General features: G+C 61.4%; 15 protein-coding genes and 1 pseudogene. 8 read left to right on the forward strand and 8 right to left on the reverse strand.

Annotated elements, in window-relative coordinates; all coding sequences use genetic code 11:
• Window positions 1-1,171: 1,171 nt before the first annotated feature.
• Window positions 1,172-1,675 carry a leucine-rich repeat domain-containing protein gene (locus tag IIC71_13480; protein ID MCH7670191.1) on the forward strand — a complete coding sequence of 168 codons (504 nt, stop codon included), beginning with the start codon at window positions 1,172-1,174 and terminating at the stop codon, window positions 1,673-1,675.
• A 719-nt stretch (window positions 1,676-2,394) separates the two neighbouring features.
• Here IIC71_13480 and IIC71_13485 read toward each other — a convergent pair.
• The 8 genes from IIC71_13485 to IIC71_13520 form a co-directional block, all read right to left on the reverse strand.
• Window positions 2,395-2,643: a hypothetical protein gene (locus IIC71_13485; GenBank protein MCH7670192.1), complete on the reverse strand. Its 249-nt coding sequence runs from the start codon at window positions 2,641-2,643 to the stop codon at window positions 2,395-2,397.
• Between the two features lie 85 nt (window positions 2,644-2,728).
• Window positions 2,729-3,658, reverse strand: coding sequence for a TIM barrel protein (locus IIC71_13490; protein ID MCH7670193.1), 930 nt, complete (start codon window positions 3,656-3,658; stop codon window positions 2,729-2,731).
• Window positions 3,655-4,848: a Gfo/Idh/MocA family oxidoreductase gene (locus tag IIC71_13495; protein MCH7670194.1), complete on the reverse strand. Its 1,194-nt coding sequence runs from the start codon at window positions 4,846-4,848 to the stop codon at window positions 3,655-3,657. The genes IIC71_13490 and IIC71_13495 overlap by 4 nt, the downstream gene beginning before the upstream one ends.
• A 546-nt stretch (window positions 4,849-5,394) precedes the next feature.
• Window positions 5,395-5,559, reverse strand: a complete 165-nt coding sequence (locus IIC71_13500; GenBank protein ID MCH7670195.1) for a hypothetical protein — start codon at window positions 5,557-5,559, stop codon at window positions 5,395-5,397.
• A 60-nt stretch (window positions 5,560-5,619) separates the two neighbouring features.
• Complete coding sequence (locus IIC71_13505) at window positions 5,620-6,300, reverse strand: HAD family phosphatase (protein MCH7670196.1); 681 nt, start codon at window positions 6,298-6,300, stop codon at window positions 5,620-5,622.
• 302 nt (window positions 6,301-6,602) lie between these two features.
• On the reverse strand, window positions 6,603-7,865 hold the full coding sequence (locus tag IIC71_13510) for an SIS domain-containing protein (GenBank protein MCH7670197.1): 1,263 nt from the start codon (window positions 7,863-7,865) through the stop codon (window positions 6,603-6,605).
• Window positions 7,866-7,890: 25 nt separating this feature from the next.
• Window positions 7,891-8,820, reverse strand: coding sequence for a carbohydrate kinase family protein (locus IIC71_13515; protein MCH7670198.1), 930 nt, complete (start codon window positions 8,818-8,820; stop codon window positions 7,891-7,893).
• Window positions 8,821-9,414: 594 nt separating this feature from the next.
• Window positions 9,415-10,455 (reverse strand): LacI family DNA-binding transcriptional regulator, encoded by a 1,041-nt coding sequence (locus IIC71_13520; GenBank protein MCH7670199.1) that lies wholly within the window; start codon window positions 10,453-10,455, stop codon window positions 9,415-9,417.
• Between the two features lie 326 nt (window positions 10,456-10,781).
• Between IIC71_13520 and IIC71_13525 the strand changes: the two genes are divergently transcribed.
• The 7 genes and pseudogenes from IIC71_13525 to IIC71_13555 all read left to right on the forward strand — a co-directional run.
• The gene (locus IIC71_13525) at window positions 10,782-12,200 is read left to right on the forward strand and encodes an extracellular solute-binding protein (protein MCH7670200.1); all 1,419 of its coding nucleotides are present in this window, start codon (window positions 10,782-10,784) and stop codon (window positions 12,198-12,200) included.
• A 173-nt stretch (window positions 12,201-12,373) separates the two neighbouring features.
• A complete protein-coding gene (locus IIC71_13530) occupies window positions 12,374-13,216 on the forward strand; it encodes a sugar ABC transporter permease (protein ID MCH7670201.1) in 843 nt (280 codons plus the stop codon).
• A complete protein-coding gene (locus IIC71_13535; protein ID MCH7670202.1) occupies window positions 13,213-14,103 on the forward strand; it encodes a carbohydrate ABC transporter permease in 891 nt (296 codons plus the stop codon). Before IIC71_13530 ends, IIC71_13535 begins: the two co-directional genes overlap by 4 nt.
• A gap of 943 nt (window positions 14,104-15,046) precedes the next feature.
• Entirely contained in the window at window positions 15,047-15,538 is a 492-nt protein-coding gene (locus tag IIC71_13540; GenBank protein MCH7670203.1) for a DUF4190 domain-containing protein, read from the forward strand.
• An 84-nt stretch (window positions 15,539-15,622) separates the two neighbouring features.
• A complete protein-coding gene (locus IIC71_13545; protein MCH7670204.1) occupies window positions 15,623-16,825 on the forward strand; it encodes an IS110 family transposase in 1,203 nt (400 codons plus the stop codon).
• Window positions 16,826-16,875: 50 nt separating this feature from the next.
• Window positions 16,876-17,702: pseudogene (locus IIC71_13550) on the forward strand (IS3 family transposase).
• A partial coding sequence (locus IIC71_13555; GenBank protein ID MCH7670205.1) for an ATP-binding protein occupies window positions 17,700-18,009 on the forward strand: 310 nt, incomplete at its 3' end. The pseudogene IIC71_13550 and the gene IIC71_13555, both read left to right, overlap by 3 nt.

The following is an 18,009-nucleotide window of genomic DNA, read 5'->3' on the forward strand; positions in this document are numbered from 1 at the left end:
GCCCTCTCCAAGCTGGCTGTCAGCAACGACACGCCGGCGAGGAGAGGAGCCCTCCCTGATGTTGACACAGGAGGAAGACGTGGAGATTCATGCATTGAAGAAGAGGGGTTGGTCGGTCTCTGAGATCAGTGGCGGATCATCACCATGAACTTGACCACCCAAGGTCGAACTTGACCACCCATTGTGCGTGGGCAACTTCGTGGTTTCGTGGGCAAGTTCGCCGCCGAGCCTCCAAGACCAACCGCCCTTCATTCCATCCTTTGACGACACAATGAGTCCCTCCCGGCGCAGTTCGTCACGGGCACGACGGGCGGTATGCTCCGACACTCCCTCCGCCTTCACGAGACGCACGAGGGCGGGCCACCGTTCGTCCGATTGAGTCAAGGCGGTGAGGAGGACTTCACGGGCGATGTCCCGCTCGGGCCGGTCGGTGTCGGGTTCGGGGGGGCTGAGGAGGTCACTTGCCTGCCGGAGCGGTTCGAATCTAGGCCGCGGCAGGGGCGCAGCCGAGAAGGGATTTGCCGTGGATAGTCGATCTAGAACTGTTGTCGTTTCGATTGCTGTCGCGGGCATGTTGCTCTCGGTATTTTCTGTAGCTTCATTCGCCGGTGTCCTGCCGCCGGGTGGGACGTTCACCGACGATGACGGGAATATCCACGAAGGTAATATCGAGGCGATCGCTGCAGCCGGTATTACTAAGGGGTGTAATCCGCCCGTCAACGACTTGTACTGCCCTGGTTCGTCTGTGACCCGCGGACAGATGGCAGCATTCCTGGGTCGGGCCCTCGATCTACCCGCCACCGGCGCCGATTTCTTCATCGATGACGACGGTTCGGTGTTCGAGAACGATATCAACCGCCTGGCGGAGGCCGGGATCACCAAGGGCTGCAATCCGCCCGACAACGATAAGTTCTGTCCCGATTCGAAGGTGACCCGCGAGGTGATGGCGGCCTTCCTCGTCCGGGCGTTCGATTATGACGATGACGGCGGGGCTGGCCTTTTCAACGATACTGCCGGTTCGATCTTTGCCCACGACATTGACAAACTCGCGACTGCCGGAGTCACGAAAGGATGCAACCCGCCGGACAACACTGAGTTTTGCCCAACGGATCTCGTCAAACGTGATCAGATGGCGTCCTTCCTCGCAAGAGCGCTCGGCTTATCCCCGATCATGCCGCCTGCGGCGACCATCTGCGCTGCACAAACCGCCATCCCAGAAACCGAATGCGAATCCCTGGTCACCCTCTATGACGCGACCGGTGGGGACCAGTGGACCCAGCGGACCGGCTGGCTAACCGACCCGGACCCCTGTACCTGGTACGGCGTCACATGTTCAGCAGGTTCTGTAGTAACCGGCCTGGTCCGCATCGGTAATCAGTTGTCGGGTTCGATCCCGGCTGAGCTGGGGAACCTCACCAACCTCGAGTTCCTGTTCCTCGGCGGCAATCAGTTGTCGGGGTCAATACCGGCTGAGTTGGGGAACCTCACCAACCTCGATTTCCTGGACCTCTGCGGTAATCAGTTGTCGGGTGCTGTGCCTGTCACTCTGCTACAACTCGACGGCACCTTGCAGTCTCTGTCCCTCTTCGGGCAGACAGGGTGTCTCACGGCCTCCACTTCGGAACTCAGCGCCTGGCTTGCGTCGCACGATCCCTTTTGGAACGACGGGTGCTGAACCCGTCCGGGTTTATCGGAGACTGTGGTCTCCACAATTCCCAGGGCGAACCAAAAACCCGACGGCGTCTGGGCCCGCATCTGCCAACGGCTCCTCGCTCTCACCGCTGCCATCTGGCACAACGAAACCACCAACCAACCCGGCCCCGCCCGCTCCCTCATCGCCTACGACCACTGACCCCTTGGAACTAATCATCTAGACGCGCTGAGCGTCGCGCATGGAGTCAGGCCGTGCTGGAGAAGCTCGACGCGCTGATGAAACCGCGCCCGAGAGATGTCGTAGAGATCTCTGCGCCGGTTCGGAGTATCGGAACATTGGGTTGGTGGACGGGTTGCACCGAAGGCGTTGAACGGTTGCGGTTCCTGCTGAGGTCGGCTCGTGATGGATCGCCGCGACGCCCTCGATCACTTCTACGCCTTGCTGGCTGATCTCGAGCACCGCTGTGGCGGAAGACGGACACTTGCCATCTGCAATGGGCGGATGGGGTGACCAACTCGCGGGGTCTACTTCTTCGAAGAAGGCGACGTCCGGGAAGACGACGGGACACCTCGTGTAGTGCGGGTCGGTACCCACGCCTCGAGGGCCTCGCGAAGCGCCCTGTGGGACCGGCTCGCCCAGCATCCGGATACATCCATTGTCGTCGTGTCATGACTCCATCCTCTCAAGGGTCAGTGTTTCTACAGAACCCGGGGAGGTCCAGACCGCGCGACCGTGCTTGCTCACCCGTTTGGTCTGCCACCGTCCCGCCCGATCGATGAGCGCCAATAGTCGGTGGCGAAACGCGCGATGTCAGGATCGACGAAGTTCCCGGCGATATCGAGCAGTCGCGGGTCGGACACGAGGCGGTACGAGAACGGCTCGTTCCTGGCGAACTCATGTCTGAGCTGATCGGGCCGCAGGTCCGGGTTACGTTCCGGCAGCCAGTCGACGTGCTGGTTGGCAGTGGCGATCAGGTCGGGGTCAATCACGCTTCGGAAGATGACTATCCGTCTTGTTCGTACTCCCAGCGAATCGCATCGTGCATCCTGATCACGAGAGTTCCACCGGAGGAGCTCAGCTGAGAGGACCTGCGCCCGCTGCGAGCCCGTCGACGTTGGTCGTCCAGCCCAACGTCTCGAAGTAACGCCGCGTCCTGCTGGCGATGGGTTGGGGCGTGGCCAGGTCCTCGAGAGGATACATGTCCTGTTCCACGATCGCCGCCCCCCGATATCCGATCCGCGCCATGGCTGCCGCCAGCGCCGGGAAGTCGACGCTGCCGACTTCTGGCTCGCAAACGGCACCCAGCGTGACAGCCTCCGCGAAGGGGAGATCCTCGGAACGGACTCGCGCAATAATGTCGGGCTGAATGCTCTTGAGGTGGAGATACGGGATGCGCTCGACGCATCGCTCGAAGAAGTCGACGGTATCGCCCCCGCTCCACTCGTAGTGTCCGGTGTCGAGGCACAGCGAAACCAAAGCCGGGTCGGTGTCTTCCAGCAGACGATCGACCTGCGAGGGAGTCTCCACCGCGGTATCGGCGTGAGGATGGAATGCGAGAGTCAGCCCATACTCGTCCCGCACAAGCCTCCCCGCATGCTCGAGGGATTGCACCAAGTCGCCCCAGGCCCGGGCGCCGAGTTCGCGGCTTCCTTTAATCGTGCCGTCGGGCTCTCGGTACGCGTCTTGCAAGAGCACAAGGAACCGGCCGCCGAGTGCAGAGACGAGACGTGCCGCTTCATCGATCGTCGCCATTGTCGCGTCTCGCGACTCCGCGTCGTCTAGTCGGGCGGCAGCCGTTCCTGCGACCGCTGCGAGCCCTCGCGCCTGCAGCTCCTCGGCAAGGATCTCGGGGTTGTTCGGTAGATAGCCATAGGGTCCCAGCTCGATCAGCGTATATCCGGCCGCGGCGGCCTCGTCGAGGAACCTGTGCCATGGTGGCTGGCGGTCGTCGTTTGGGAACCAGACGCCCCACGAATCTGGGGCCGTGCCGAACACTAAGCTCATGCGACCACCTCCGGCTTTGCATCGTGTGTGATCTCATCTGGCTCTGCATCGTGGTGGCCGCCGATACCGAACAAGCCGCAACGTGCGACCCACGAGCGCCCGTCGACCGGTAGCTGCTTGAGGCCGACAACGCCGAGCTGGTACACGGGATCGGTTGTCTCGAGCGGTAAATCGACGGACCGCCCCATCGTCGCAGATGCATACGCAGCGATTACCGCTTCGAGAATGCGGGCGCCGACCGTGGCAGGTGCCTGCGCGTCGCCTCCTTCGGCTATCGCTCGGGCCAAGTCGCGGAAGACCCCTTCGTGCCCGCTTGTGTGATCGCCGAGGGTCAACTGTCGTCTTCCGCTGTCGTTGACGATGAAGACTTCTTCCACTGGCGCTTGAGAATCCGCGTCTTCGTAGCGAACCACGGCGCGTCCTTGTGAACCGGACACGAAGATACCACCGGGCCCGTGACCCCAGCCGAGGTTAACGACCGCGCTTGTGTTTGCCGAGTCGAAGCGGCAGGACACCAAGTCTTCGACCGTTCCACTCGGATCGCGGACGCGCATAGAGGCAGTAACCCGTTCGATGGGTCCTCCCATCAAGTGTTCGGCCAGGTACACGTAATGAATCAAGTCCATCAGGAGGCCACCGCCGCCAATGGACGGATCGCGTCGCCACGCCGGTTTGTAGGAGGCCGTTCCTGGGATGTCGCGATAACCCAGTGCATTGATGTTCACGAACTCGACATCTCCGATCAAGCCATCTCGTAGCGGATCCCAGAGGGCCGCGTACTGCGGGAGATACAAGTAATTGTGCACCATCGCAAGAATGCCTGTTCCTGCCTCAGCGAGCCGTTCGATCTCGGCGGCTTCGCGAGGCGTGGTGGCAATCGGCTTCTCACAAACAACATGCTGCCCGCGTCTCATCGCACCGGCAATGATCGCCTTCCGGAACAGCGGTGGTGTACAGATATCGATGACGTCCACATCTGTACGGTCCTCAAGCGCTGCGACGTCGGAAAAAATATCATTGGCGGAGAGTTCCAACTGCTCTGACGCGAGGCGACGGTTTTCAGGCGATGGGTCAACGACCGCAACAATCTCGTATCGATCTCGCAAGCGCGCTAGGGCGGGTACGTGAGACCACTGTGCTGTATTCCCGAAACCGACTATTGCGACCCGGTACCGATCGGATGTGGCCACATTCGCCTCCTTTGCGATGCTCGTTGCTTCAGCTAATCTGCGCAACCGATTGCGCAGATTAGCAGGAAGGAGCAGTTAGGACAACATACCGACCGCGCGATGAATCCGGGCACGGCCACGGGCACGGGCACGGCCACGACGGCGAATCGTGATCGATGTACGGCCCTGCGGTGGATGAGATCGGCTTTACCGCGTCCTCTCAATATCGAGGGCGAGGATGTCGACCTCCCGAAGCACGACACACCCAAGGCGCGGCAATTCGCTTTGGATGGGAGCCGCCACAGGGATGCCGCGCCCATCAGACACCCGTGATCGCTGTCGAAGTCGGTGTCCCCTCTCAGCCACTTCTACCGGGTGTTCCGGAGGCGCTTCGCCAACACCCCGCTGATACCGAATCAGGGGGTGCAGAACCGTCGATCTGATCTGGATTCGATAGAACGACCGGGAGGACTTGAGGGATACGAGCGTGCGCGCCACGACGCGTTGGCGATGGCGGTGGCGGCGCACCCATCCCCGCCATGATACGCCGGAACGGTCGCCGCTACCTCAAGAGCGCAGACCGGTAGGTCGTCCCGACGGGAGCAGTACGCCTAGGCTGCCGGACCTTTTGCGGTGTAATGACCGGCCGATAGCGTCGAGCTGCTCGATGTGCACCTCGAACTCCTCTTCCCTGATGCCCGGTGTATTGCCACTCGCGGTGTCGGGTGCCACTCGCCATCCTCGACGCCGCCACGCACACCCTTCCTGAGCTTTCGACAAGACCTATGCCAGCTACTGCGCCACACCTTGTAGTGCTGACAAGAGTGTGTCCATGGATGCAACTGTCGCGTCCGCGGCCTGGAGTGCGGAACGGGACGTCCTTTCGGCAAAGCCGACGGTGCGCATCCGGGCGCGGCGGGCAGCTTCGATCCCGGGCCGGCTGTCATCAACGGCGACACACGACCCGGCGGGCTGACCAACACGGGCTGCCGCAGCCAGGTACACGTCGGGCGCGGGCTTGCCGAACTTGACGTCGTTGATCGTGACGATGACGTCAGGAGGAATCAGATCGTCGAGCCCGCTGACCGCAAGCGCCCGGAGGACCCAAGGTCGCTCGCTGTTGGAGGCAACCCCGATTTCAGTACCAGCGTTCACGAGTTCCTCGAGGACCGGCCTCACACCCCGGACAGCGTGGAACTCTCCGTCCAGACGAGCCATCAGTTGATGGTTGTATCGACTCTCGAAGTCCGGTGGTAGGACGATCGACCGCTCGGCCTTGGCCCACCTCCGCACGGTGGCGAGCGTTCCGCCGAGGAACTGTGACTCCACCTCATGAGGACTCATGTCGAGCCCAGCCTCGGCGAGGGCGACCGCGAGGACCCTGTTGACGAACGGCTCACTGTCGACCAGGACCCCGTCGTTGTCGAAGATAACCGCCGCTGGGTATGTGGCCGCTGTTCGCATCTCAGTCATGAGCGCCCCGACTCGAGAACCTCGGCGGCCGCAACGCTTGTGACCAGATGCGTGAACAGACCGGGGTGCAAAGCGGCATCCAGCGCGACAGTCGCATGTTTCCGCGTCCAGACGCCCACTCCGATCATCGCCATGATAAGGCGACGGAACATCTCCGGGGTGGCCGTCGCCAAGCCTCCACGGCCAATGTCGATGTCTGGTCGCAAGCGGGGGTCATCCGTTGGTCACCTCGAACGTTGGGCCGACCACGAAACACCCATCGGCTATGAGGGCTTTCACGATTCCGAACCCCTGTCTCTCCGTCAGTGCGTTCCCAGGGGGAACGAGGTCAGCCAGGCCCGTGTGTTCGGCTCGTGGTCGGTGCGCAGCGTGTCCGGGTTAAAGCCGCGTTCGACGCCCAGGTAATAACCTAGAAGCTGGAAGACGATCGTCATCGGTAAAGGCACGATGAGTTCGGGTAGCGACGGTCGCAGCGCAAGATGGTGATCGGCGTAGTCGGCGAGAGCCTCCGCCCCGGGCCCGCCGGACCAGGTGACCGCCATCGTGGGAGACAAGCCCTCCCGGGCGGCGCGCAGCGCGTCGACGATGCGTTCGTTTGCCTGGCCTGCGGCTTCGATCGCCACAGTGACCCGTTGCGGGTTGACCAGCGACAGTGCGCCGTGGTGGAAGTCGCCGGTTCGGTAGGCCTTGGCGATCAGGATCGCCTGTTCCTCGATCTTGAGGGTTCCCTCGCGAGCCGAGAAGTAGTTCGGCCCCGAACCCACCAGCAGCCAGGAAGTGGCATCGGCGTACTTCGTCGCCACTCCCCGGATCATCTCCTTTTCGGCCAAGATGGTCCTCCCGACAGCAGGAACATCGTCCAGCGCCTCGCGCAGGGCCGCCGCATCCCCATCGACGCCGCGCCGTTCGCCCAAGGCCAAGCCCAGCATCGAGATCAGCAGCACCCGGGTGCTGACGACCGAGGTGCAGGGCCCGCATGTCTGGTTGGTCACGTATGTGAGGTTGAGCTTCGCGGCGCGACCGACCCCAGTGTCCTCGGTGTTCGTCACCGCAACGGTGAGGCAACCCCGTTCTGCAGCGGCCTGGACCACATCGACCGTCTCGATGCTTCCTCCGGTGCCCGAGTGAGCGATCACCAACGTGGATGCAGGATCGACGCTTGGGAAGTAGTGCGTCAACTCGTACGACTCGATGGCACGCGTCTCGATGCCCGACAGGGTCGGAAGGACAGCCTCGCCGTGGATGGCCGTGAAGAACGCAGAACCACAGCCGGTGGTGATGATGCGTTTAGTGCCGCGCTCCACGATCTCATCGGCAAGACGCTCGACCGTTGGCCAGTAGTTGTCGAGGATGTCCTGCCACTGATCCGGCTGTCGCAGGACCTCGTCGTGAAGCCGGAAGGGGTGCTCGTGGCGGGGAGCGTCTGCGCCGCGAATGATGTACCACAGCGGCATCCGGCGGGTCTCCTCCGCCAGCCAATCGGGGATGGGCTCCTCCCGTGTGGGCATGGCGCCGTCGGGATGCCGGTCTTTGAGCTCTCTGGCCCAGGTCGGAAGTTGATTCACTCTCGCTCTCCTTGTCTGTTCGTAGCTACAGAGTCTGCATTGGGATCTCGGCCATGGTTGGCGCCGCCACTACCCCGCGGCCTCGCTCGAGCACTACGGCTACGACGGCAGTAGCGAACTCCGCTGCCTCGCATGGCGATCGACCACGCATGAGTGCAGCGAGGAAGCCCCCGTCGAACGTGTCGCCTGCTCCCACGGTGGTGGTCACGTCTACCGCAGGAGCCGGCAGGTCGAAGTCATGATCCGCCGTGAATACGGTGGCGCCCTTGCGGCCGCGCTTGACCACCACACCACCACGAACCTGCGAGCGGATCGCCGCTATCGCCGCATCGAAGTCGCCGGTCAGCGCAACGATCTCGATGTCGTTGCCCAACAGCCACGTCAGGCGGGGAAGAATATCCTCGACGTCGTCGAGCCGATAACCCGCTAGGACGGGGCCGACATCGAGTGACGTGGTCACATCGTCACCGGCTGCATCCAGCCAGGCGATCATCGCCTCACGGGACGGATGAGGGAAACCCGTGAGGTGCACGTGATCCCCGGGAAGGAGCAGAGTCGTCTCGGCGAGAGCGATGAGAGCATCGTGATCCGGCTCGACCGGGAAGAAGAACGAGCCACGATCACCGTCGACGGTCGTTGCGATATAGTTGGTCGATGTCAGCGCTGGTTCGACGCGATCCAGGGTCACCCCGGCGTCGCCGAGCCAGTCGACGACGGCCCGGCCCAAGAGATCGTCACCGAGGGGTGAGACGAGCCTCGTTGGAATGCCGAGTCGACCGAGGACGTAGGCCGTGTTCCCACCATTTCCCCCGATCGTGATCCGCGGGGGGCCTGGCAGGGACACCAGGGTTCGATCGTCGAACTCGTCGCCTCGACCATCGGGAAGCGCCGGCAGATCCACCGCAAGGAAATCCACGGTGGCCGTCCCTATGACGATCACTTTGCTAGTGCCCATATGAGCGCTCCAACTCACATCCGAGCACCATGGTGTTTGCGGCAACTCGGCGTCGTCTTCTGCTAGCGAGAGTCTGTTCGCGTTCTTGTGGTCTCGAGGCCTCATGACCGACGTGGCCCACATGCGCGATGGTGACCTCGTCAAGACGCTGAGGGATCGTGGGTCTTGTCAATAGGTTGACGATGGGAGCCGCAGCCGGGAAGCAGCGCCTGTCAAGACCCGCCCATCGTCCGTATCGCCGCCGAAGTCGGCCCCCAACCTCAGCCACTTCTACGGGGCATTCCAGATGCGCTTCGGAACCGCACCCCGCCATTGCCGGATCACCAGCGCCGAACCGTCGATCGAGCCCAGGATGGCGGAACCGGTGCCCCGCGCCAACGGTCCGGGTGGCACTCACAAGGCCCTCGTAGCGCCACATGACACGCTTCGCCCGCTGACCACAGGTGCCGCGCATAGGGAATGAGCAGTTGTGGTCGCGGGCTGGACAAGGGCATAGAGCGCGGCGGTCGTGCGTCTGATTCTGCGAAGGGCCCCAAGGTGACGTCACTCAGTTGCCTCCCCAATCACGCCATGTCTTCAAAAAGAACGTGGACATCAGGTCGCCCGGGGTTGCGCCGCGGTGACCGGGCTGAACGCTCTGCGGGCGGCGACCGTCGACTCTCGCGTGACGAGCTTGCAGGAGAGATAGATGTGCTCTCCGTCGCCGGGTCCGTCGATGAGATGCAGGAGGCTGGCGATGGCAGTCTCTCCCAAAGCGCGACGTGGCTGGGCAACAGTCGTCAAGGCCGGTGTGACGAGACACGCGGTCTCGAGGTCGTCAAACCCGACGACGCTGAGGTCGTGCGGCACTTGGACCCCGCGTCTGCGGCACTCCGCCAGCAGTCCAATGGCGGTCATGTCGTTGTAACAGAAGACTGCGGTAGCGCCGGATTTGAGGATGTCGGCGAGGCTGGACGACCCGGCCGAGAGGTCGGCCTGCGGGGCGGGATAGAAGATGAGGTCGTGCTCGACCGGCACTCCCGCCGCCCGCAGAGCAGCCACGTATCCTTCCTGACGGTGGCGCGTAGAACTAGGCCGTCTCGCTGAGCCGATATAGACGATCCGACGGTGGCCCAACTCAAGTAGGTGATCGACAGCGAGACCCGCCGACTTCTTGTCATCAACCGCGACGAGGCGCCAGCGGTGATCCGGCGCGAGGCGCACGCCCTTGTTGATGAGCACCGTCGGGGTCGACCCAGGGTCGAACTCCTCGATTCCTTCATAGACAAGCACAACGATGATGCCGTCGACCTGCCGTCGCCGCAGATCCTCGACGACCGCGTTCTCTCGAAAACGCCGGTCTTTGGTGGTTGTCAAGATCAGGGTGTACCCAGCTTCATGGGCCGCGTCCTCGATCCCTTGGAGCACTGCTCCCACCCACGGGTCAGCGAGGTTGGACGTGATGACACCGACAGTCTGGGTTCGTTGAGACACGAGACTTTGGGCGATCGAATTGGGAACGAATCCCATCTCATCGGCAAGTTGCTTGATGCGCGCCCGGGTTTCTTTGCTGATGCGCGAGTGCCCTCGAAGGGCGCGACTCACCGTGGAGGGAGCCACTCCGGCGCGTTCAGCGATGTCGTAAATCGATGCCACGATACCTCCATTCGGGCTATACATCTCCAACCACTTGACAGGCGCGGGTGGGGATGTATAGCCTGTGCAATCGATTGCACAGACTAGCATAGAGATGTATAGCCTGTGCAATCGACTGCACAAATCATACCATCATAGAAAGCACAACCGATTGCACAGGCTATAAGGAAGGAGCAGCTTGGACAACGTGCCGACCGCGCACCGTCTTCGTGATGAATTCGGGATGCGGCTGTCCACAGAGGTCAATACGCACGGCATTCTTGCAGGGCGTCGAGCAAGGTAGCTCGGAAGTTGCATGGTGCCACATAGCGAACGTGGAGAAAGAAATGGCAATACGATTGACGAGAACATCGACGGTGGCGCTTCTTGCCGCCTTATCCCTGGTGTTCGCAGCCTGCGGGGGTGGCGCAGAGGAAACTACAACCAGCGCAGCCGGTGGCGCAGAGGAAACTACAACCAGCGCAGCCGGTGGCGCAGAGGAAACTACAACCAGCGCAGCCGGTGGCGCAGAGGAAACTACAACCAGCACGGCTGGACCGGCCGTCGAGCCTCAGACTCTCACGCTTTGGCACAACCAAGCGGATCCCGACGCTGTCAAGGCACTATACGAACGGTTTGAGCAGGACACGGGTCATACACTCGATATCGTTTTGATCCCTCAAGACGGCTTCGAAACTGCAACGCTTCAGAAATGGGCGACGGGTGAGCGGCCCGACATCCTGTCTTACCACGGGAGCTTTGAGAAGTTCCTGGCGCTCAACCCGGAGGAGAACCTGAGAGATCTGAGCAACGAGGAATACGTTGCCCGTGCGACTCCGGGGCTTCTGGACACCAACGGTAACCTGAATGGGAAAGTCTACGCGTTGATCCTCCGCGCACCTACCCCGTGGGGGTTCTACACCAACACGCAGGTCGTCGAGAAGCTCGGAATCACCCTCCCGACCAACGCGTCTGAGATCATCGAGTACTGTCGGGATCTCCGTGCCAGCAATCCCGAGCTGACACCCATCGCAGAAGGTGCCGGATCGGGCTGGCCGCCATTTGTCGCCATCGGGGCCTACATGGCCGACCCCCTGATCAATGGATGGCTCGACGCATTGCAACAACGGACCGTGAAGCTCGACGACGCGGACTCACCGTGGGTGGGTTCGCTCAATCACTACAGTGACATGATCGAGGCCGGGTGCTTCGCAGACGACTTCCTGAGCGCAACATATGAGGATGCCTACACTGCGCTCGTCGAAGGTGACGCGGTACTCTTGTCCATGCTCTCGAGTGTGCTCTTGGACATCGCCGATGCCTTTGGCGACGACGCCTTGGAGAACATCGGATTCCAGGCATGGTCTGCAACCCAACCGGTCGTTACCATCGAGACGAGTCCCCACGGGACCTACTACCTGCCGATAACCGGCGATGCAGCAAAAGAGGCCGCAGCGCTCGAGTTCATTCGGTGGGCATCGTCACCAGAGGTGTACGCTGACTTCCTCGCCGCCGTAAGGGAACCGTCAACCTTCATAGACGTGCCATCACCATCCGGCCTCCCAAACCCAGTCCTCGAAGGCCAGGCCGCCATCGAGGAGTTCGGTACCATCAACGTCATCTGGAATTTCCTTCCAGGAGCGGACATCGGTTGTTCGCTCGACATTGTTGCTGAGACAGGGACCGCGGAACAGTGCGCCGCCGAGTTCCAGTCGACCGCGGAACAAGGCTTCGCTGCCGCCGGTGCTCCCGGTTGGGATAACTGAACTGTTCAGAGGAACCAACCCGGCTTAAAGAATACGAAGTGAGAGATAGGGAGACCAGACTCAAGAAGCGAGTGGACCAAGCGGGCAAATCCCCTTGGTCCACTCGCTTGCGCGTTCAAGAGTCGCACGAGGCTGGCCTCTCACAATGGGCCAGATTCAGGAGCTCGTGGTTCGTGTTCGCGCTGCCGGCTCTGATCTTCCTGGCATTGTTCTGGCTGGCACCACTTGGCATCAACATCTACCTCGCCTTCACCGACTGGAACAGTTTTCGCAGTGTGATCAGTTTCATTGGACTGGAGAATTTCCGCGCCATGTATGTGCAGGGCATCCTGGTGAATGCCATGCTTCTGACATTCATCTTTGCTTTTGTGACCATGCTCGTGCAGAATCTTGTTGGTCTCGGTATGGCGCTGCTTCTTGAGGAGGATTCGCCAACCAGCACGTTCTTCCGGTCTCTTTTCTTCGTGCCGGTGCTGCTGTCATTCCTGGCCGTCGGGTTCGTCTGGCGAGGGCTACTCCAGCCGGACGGATTGGTCAACTCGGTCCTGAGCCTGTTCGTATCAGGCTCCGTCGACAAGGCATGGCTAGCAGATCCGACGTGGTCCATCGTCGTCATAGCTCTCGTCAACGCATGGATGTGGACTGGCATGTCCGCACTCATCTACCTCGCCAATCTGAAGGCCATCCCCTCTGGGCTAATCGAGGCGAGCGTGATCGACGGTGCCAGCGCTTGGCAACGATTCAGATACATCAGGCTTCCCTTGCTCGGCCCTGCCCTCACCTTCAACATCACTCTGACGTTCATCGGCTCGCTCAACGTATTCGACATGGTCGCAGCCACGACTCGAGGAGGTCCCGGCCGGTCGACTCAGGTTCTGAATATCCTTATCAGGGACCAGTTCGCCCGAGGACTGTTCGGTTTCGCATCGTCCACCAACCTGATTGTGACGATCATGATCGTCGTGGTTGCTATTCCACTGGTCTGGTTTCTCCGTTCCCGAGAGGCCGAGCTATGACGTCACGAGGCGCCTTCGGTGGCAAAGGTTCCCAAAAGCCCGGTACAGGCGCCGGCGATGCCGGTCGGCGCTACCGGTGGGCGCGATTCATCGTTCTCGCCTTCATCGGTGCCGTGTTCTATGTGCTCCCGCTATGGGTCGTCGTCGTGACGTCTTTCAAACCAATCGGCGAGGCGATTCAGCTCGACATCAGCCTGCCACAGGACTGGGCCATCGTCGACAACTACCGGACCGTTTGGGTTGACGGCCGCATTCCCTTGGCGTTCGCGAACACCCTGTTCGTCACGGTGACGTCCGTCACGGTCATGATCGTTGTCGGCTCACTCGCGGCATGGGCCTTCGGGCGATCTGAATCACGAACGATGACCGTGATCTACTACATCACGGTCTTCAGTCTCTTGCTCCCGACACCGATCATCCCCGTGGTCTTCCTCATGCAACGACTTGGCATCGACGGCACCCGGCTGGCTCTGATCATGTTCCACATCGGCACGAGACTCGGCCTTGTGATCTTCCTCCTCACTGGTTTCGTGCGCACCGTGCCAAAGAGCCTCGAGGAGGCCGCCGTTATGGACGGGGCATCCAAGATCCAAGTGTTCTACTGGGTCGTCTTACCACTTCTCCGCCCAATCCTGTTCACCGTCGGCATCATCCTCGTAATCTTCATCTGGAATGATTTCCATGGGTCGCTGTTCCTGCTCCGCGGAGAATCACGACAGACGCTGCCTCTGAGCCTGCTGCGGTTCTCTGAGGGGTCCGTCAGGCAGGTCCCTTGGAATCTCTCATTCGCGCACATTGTCCTCGTGAGCGTGCCGCTCATCCTCGTCTATCTCTTCGGCCAGAAACGTATCATCTCGGGGCTGACGTCCGGCGGGGTCAAAGGGTGAACTGACAACTCCCTCCCGCCACCTCGACCACACCTCATCAGACAATGGGACTTTGACCGACCCACTGGACGCCAACAGGAGTTCGACGAGGATGCGGTTATCGATTTCGCGAGCATTCCAACTTGTTGGTAGCGGTGTTTTGCGTCTGAACCGCGTCATCAAGAAATACGGTCATGATTTCAGGTGGTCATTGCAACACTTTGGCGAGTCTGTCTGATCGTGTCATCCATCCGAGGGTTTGTCGAGGTCGAATGTTGAGCGAGTAGGCGGCTTCGTCATCACTGGTTCACCCTGGAAATAGTGGAGACTCTGGTGTTCCCAAGGTGATTCAGTGAACCCTTCGCGCAGGGAGCAAACTCGACTATTTGGGCTGCGTTCCCCAAACGGGTCAAGTCCAAACGCTGCTACACCACCATCGTGGCTGTCGCATAATCAACCAAACCAGTCTGGATAGCCGGGGGAACCGCATCCGTTGAGGTACGATTCCGCAAACGCTGGGGAAGTTTGGAGCGTTTCGACGTGCGCTTGGATGTCGTTTTCGATTAATCAGCTTCCGTCAGCGGCCCTCGGCGGGTCCGTTCATCGTCGAACCTGGTATTTTTCTACCACGATCTTCATCAGCGGGACTTCTCAAAATCGTCGAACAGCCTCGACCACGCATCCATCTTGTCGCCGTGATCCGGATAACCAAACGCCCGCCACTGCTCCGCAAGCACACCCAACACACCCCGCCGATACGACGCAGCCATGGCCTCCGCCTTTCGCCGGCACCGAACGCCGCACCACCGCCGCCGCCTACCCGTACCCGCATACGGTGGCAAGGCTGCCTTGCAGCCCGACACTACAATCACCACAGAGAACACGGATCGCTCGGATGGGCAACACCCCACCAGCATCCTCAAGGACAACCTCCCCGAAGAGCACACCTAGGGAGCAAGATCGGATGACTGATCGATCGACAACGCCACCCGGCTGGCATGACGATCCAGAGCAACCGGGCATGGAACGACATTGGGACGGCTCACGGTGGACGGATAACCGCCGGGCCAAGTCAGAGCAGCCTCCACCGCCCCCCACTGCTATCACAGTTCAGACAACAGGCAACGGGATCGCTGTCGCCGCGATGGTATGCGCCATCGTTGGCGCTCTCTTTGGGTTAACCCTCTTCTTCTTCATGTTTGCCCTGGTCCTTGGCCTTCTCGGCATCGTGTTCGGTGTGGCAGGTGGCCGCAGGGTCAGGCGTGGTGAAACTCAACGCGGAAAGGGAATGGCGAGGACGGGGATCATCGTTGGGGTGATTGCGATTGCGCTAGGTATCGTCGGCGTCATCCTCAGCGGTGCGTTCGAGGATCGTCATTCTGACTTGGATGAGATTCATCGGGATCAGTTCCCTGAAGGCGAGATCGATCAAGGTTCGGTGCGGCCAGAGCCGTGAGATCTGCTCTCCTCCTTGCGGTGGCGCTGGCGCTGTTGGTGTCGGCCCGGCTCCAGCGGCGATGTCTGACTGGGAGGTCGATCAATGTTTTGTGGATGGGATTGGGGTTCAACACATCATGGTGTGTGCGTAATCGACGGTAACGGTGCCGTGGTGAAGCGATGGCTTGTTCAACACACCGACGAAGAACTCAGCCGGCTGTTTCGCGAACTCGCCGGGTTTGCCAAACCGGAAGCGTTGCCGATCGCGATCGAACGAGGGGAGGGCCTGATTGTTGGGTTGATCACCGATGCGGGTCATCCGGTGTTGATGGCCGAACCCGCCGCGTTCAAGGCGGCACGCCCACGATGGGGTGCCGCCGGTGCGAAATCGGACTTGGGTGATGCGTTCATGCTTGCTGACTACGCCCGCACAGATGGTCATCGGCTACGGCGCGTGGAACCCGTTGAACAAGCCACCCGTGAACTCGCAGCGCTGGTACGGGCACGCTCGTCGCTCGTCGAAGCACGCACTGGGGCGTCGAATCAACTGTGGGCCATACTCGTTGAGCATTGGCCCGGTGCTGGTGTGGTGTTCCAGAAACTGATCTCCCCGATCGCGTTGGCGTTCCTAACCGACTATCCGACTCCGCAGTCCGCGGCGTTGCTCGGCGAGGGACGCATGAGCCGGTTCTGCCGTCGACACGCGTATCGAGGCGGCAAGTCTCCCAACGAGCTTCTCGGTCGTCTACGCGCCGCGCCGGTGAGCGCGAATCCCATCGCGCCGACAGTATTGGCTGCGATCATCCGCGGGTCTGTCGCCCAAATCCGGATGCTCAACAGCGAGATCGCCCAGCTCGAACGTGAACTTCGAACAGCACTCGCAGCACACCCCAAATCTGATCTCCTCGCAACGCTTCCACGCGTTGCTTGTGTCAGCCTTGCACAACTCATCGCCGAGATCGGGCCGTTGCTGGAACGCTGTAACAACCCTGAACAGGTCGCAGCACTGTGTGGCGCAGCGCCCGTCACCCGTGAATCGGGCAAGACCCGCACTGTCGGGTTCCGCTACGCGGCCAACAAACCGGCACGAGTCGCGATCACCGGCTTTGCTGACAACTCCCGCCACTCATCAGCGTGGGCCGGCAATGCATACCGGCGTGCCCGAGAGCGCGGCGCCCGACACCCTCACGCCGTACGTATCGTCGCCCGCGGTTGGATCCGAGTGATCTGGGCCTGCTGGCACACCAACACCCCCTACGACCCGTCACGACACCGCGGCGAACAACTCGCTGCCGCTGCGACTTGACCAAGAGAACTCAAGCGATCAGTGATCCTTTGGGTAAAGGAAGCAACTCGATGACCGTGGCATCGTTCATTGCTGCTCAAAGGATCGATCATGGGGTTCCCCACGCGGTTGCTTGCCGGGCTTTAGAGATGCCGGCCTCTACGTTCTATAAGTGGCTGGATCGCCCGGCGACACCACGCGAGGCCCGCCGGGCCCTTCTCGACGAAGCGGTCAAAGCGTCCTTTGACGATTCCGGGGGGACGCCTGGAACCTACGGGTCACCTCGGGTGTGGGAGGACCTGGTTGAGGACGGGTGGGTGGTGTCGGTGAACACGGTGGCCGACTCCCTGAGGCGCCAGGGCCTCCAGGGTCGCTCCCCGAAACGTAAACGGAGGTCGTTGACCCGCCCCGATAAGGCCGCAGCGCCCATCCCTGACCTGGTCAGGCGCGACTTCAACGCCGAAGCAATCAACGAGAAATGGTGCGGGGATCTCACCGAGATCCCCACCGATGAGGGCAAACTGTATCTGGCGACCGTCGAGGATCTGGCGTCGCGGCGCCTCCCGGGGTTTGCTATGGGTGATCATCATGACGCTGCACTGGCCAAAGCCGCGTTGTGTATGGCGGCTACGGTACGCGGCGGCGACGTTGCAACGACCCCTTGAACCTGAGGAGTACACCGGCGACGTCTTCGCGAAAGCGTGTGAGGCGTTGGGGGTGGTCCAGTCGATGGGTCGGGTCGGCTCTCGATAACGCTGCTTCGGAGAGTTTCAACTCGACCCTCGAACGGGAGCTCCTGTCACGCCGGCATTTCGCCACCAAAGCCCAGGCCCGCGGCGCAGTCGCTGCGTTCATCGACGCCTACAACCACCGGCGTCGCCACTCCAGCTGCGAGATGAAACCCCCAGCCGTCTACTACGAACAGATCCTCGCTGAGCGAGCCAGGAACAAGCAGCATGAGAACCGTCGCCTCACAGCGACCCCGAGACCTTCGAAACCGACCCGAAAGCGCCCAAAGCGCGAAACCATGAGAAACTACAACCATCAATCAGAAACCCTCCACGATTTCAGGGGAAGCCCAGGTGCCTTCATCAACGCGGGCACCCCGGTCGTGTTCCTCGGCGACTCAGGCACAGGCAAAACCCACCTCCTCATCGGCACCGGTGTCGCCGCGTGCCACACCGGACTCTCCGTGCGCTACACAA

The sequence above is a fragment of the Acidobacteriota bacterium genome, assembly GCA_022562055.1.
Classification (GTDB): domain Bacteria; phylum Actinomycetota; class Acidimicrobiia; order Spongiisociales; family UBA5794; genus BMS3BBIN02.

Coding starts and splice junctions, on each gene's coding strand:
- IIC71_13480 (MCH7670191.1), top strand. CDS start 1,172: ATGCCGCCTGCGGCGACCATCTGCGCTGCACAAACCGCCATCCCAGAA.
- IIC71_13490 (MCH7670193.1), bottom strand. CDS start 3,658: ATGAGCTTAGTGTTCGGCACGGCCCCAGATTCGTGGGGCGTCTGGTTC.
- IIC71_13505 (MCH7670196.1), bottom strand. CDS start 6,300: ATGACTGAGATGCGAACAGCGGCCACATACCCAGCGGCGGTTATCTTC.
- IIC71_13515 (MCH7670198.1), bottom strand. CDS start 8,820: ATGGGCACTAGCAAAGTGATCGTCATAGGGACGGCCACCGTGGATTTC.
- IIC71_13525 (MCH7670200.1), top strand. CDS start 10,782: ATGGCAATACGATTGACGAGAACATCGACGGTGGCGCTTCTTGCCGCC.
- IIC71_13535 (MCH7670202.1), top strand. CDS start 13,213: ATGACGTCACGAGGCGCCTTCGGTGGCAAAGGTTCCCAAAAGCCCGGT.
- IIC71_13540 (MCH7670203.1), top strand. CDS start 15,047: ATGACTGATCGATCGACAACGCCACCCGGCTGGCATGACGATCCAGAG.
- IIC71_13545 (MCH7670204.1), top strand. CDS start 15,623: ATGTTTTGTGGATGGGATTGGGGTTCAACACATCATGGTGTGTGCGTA.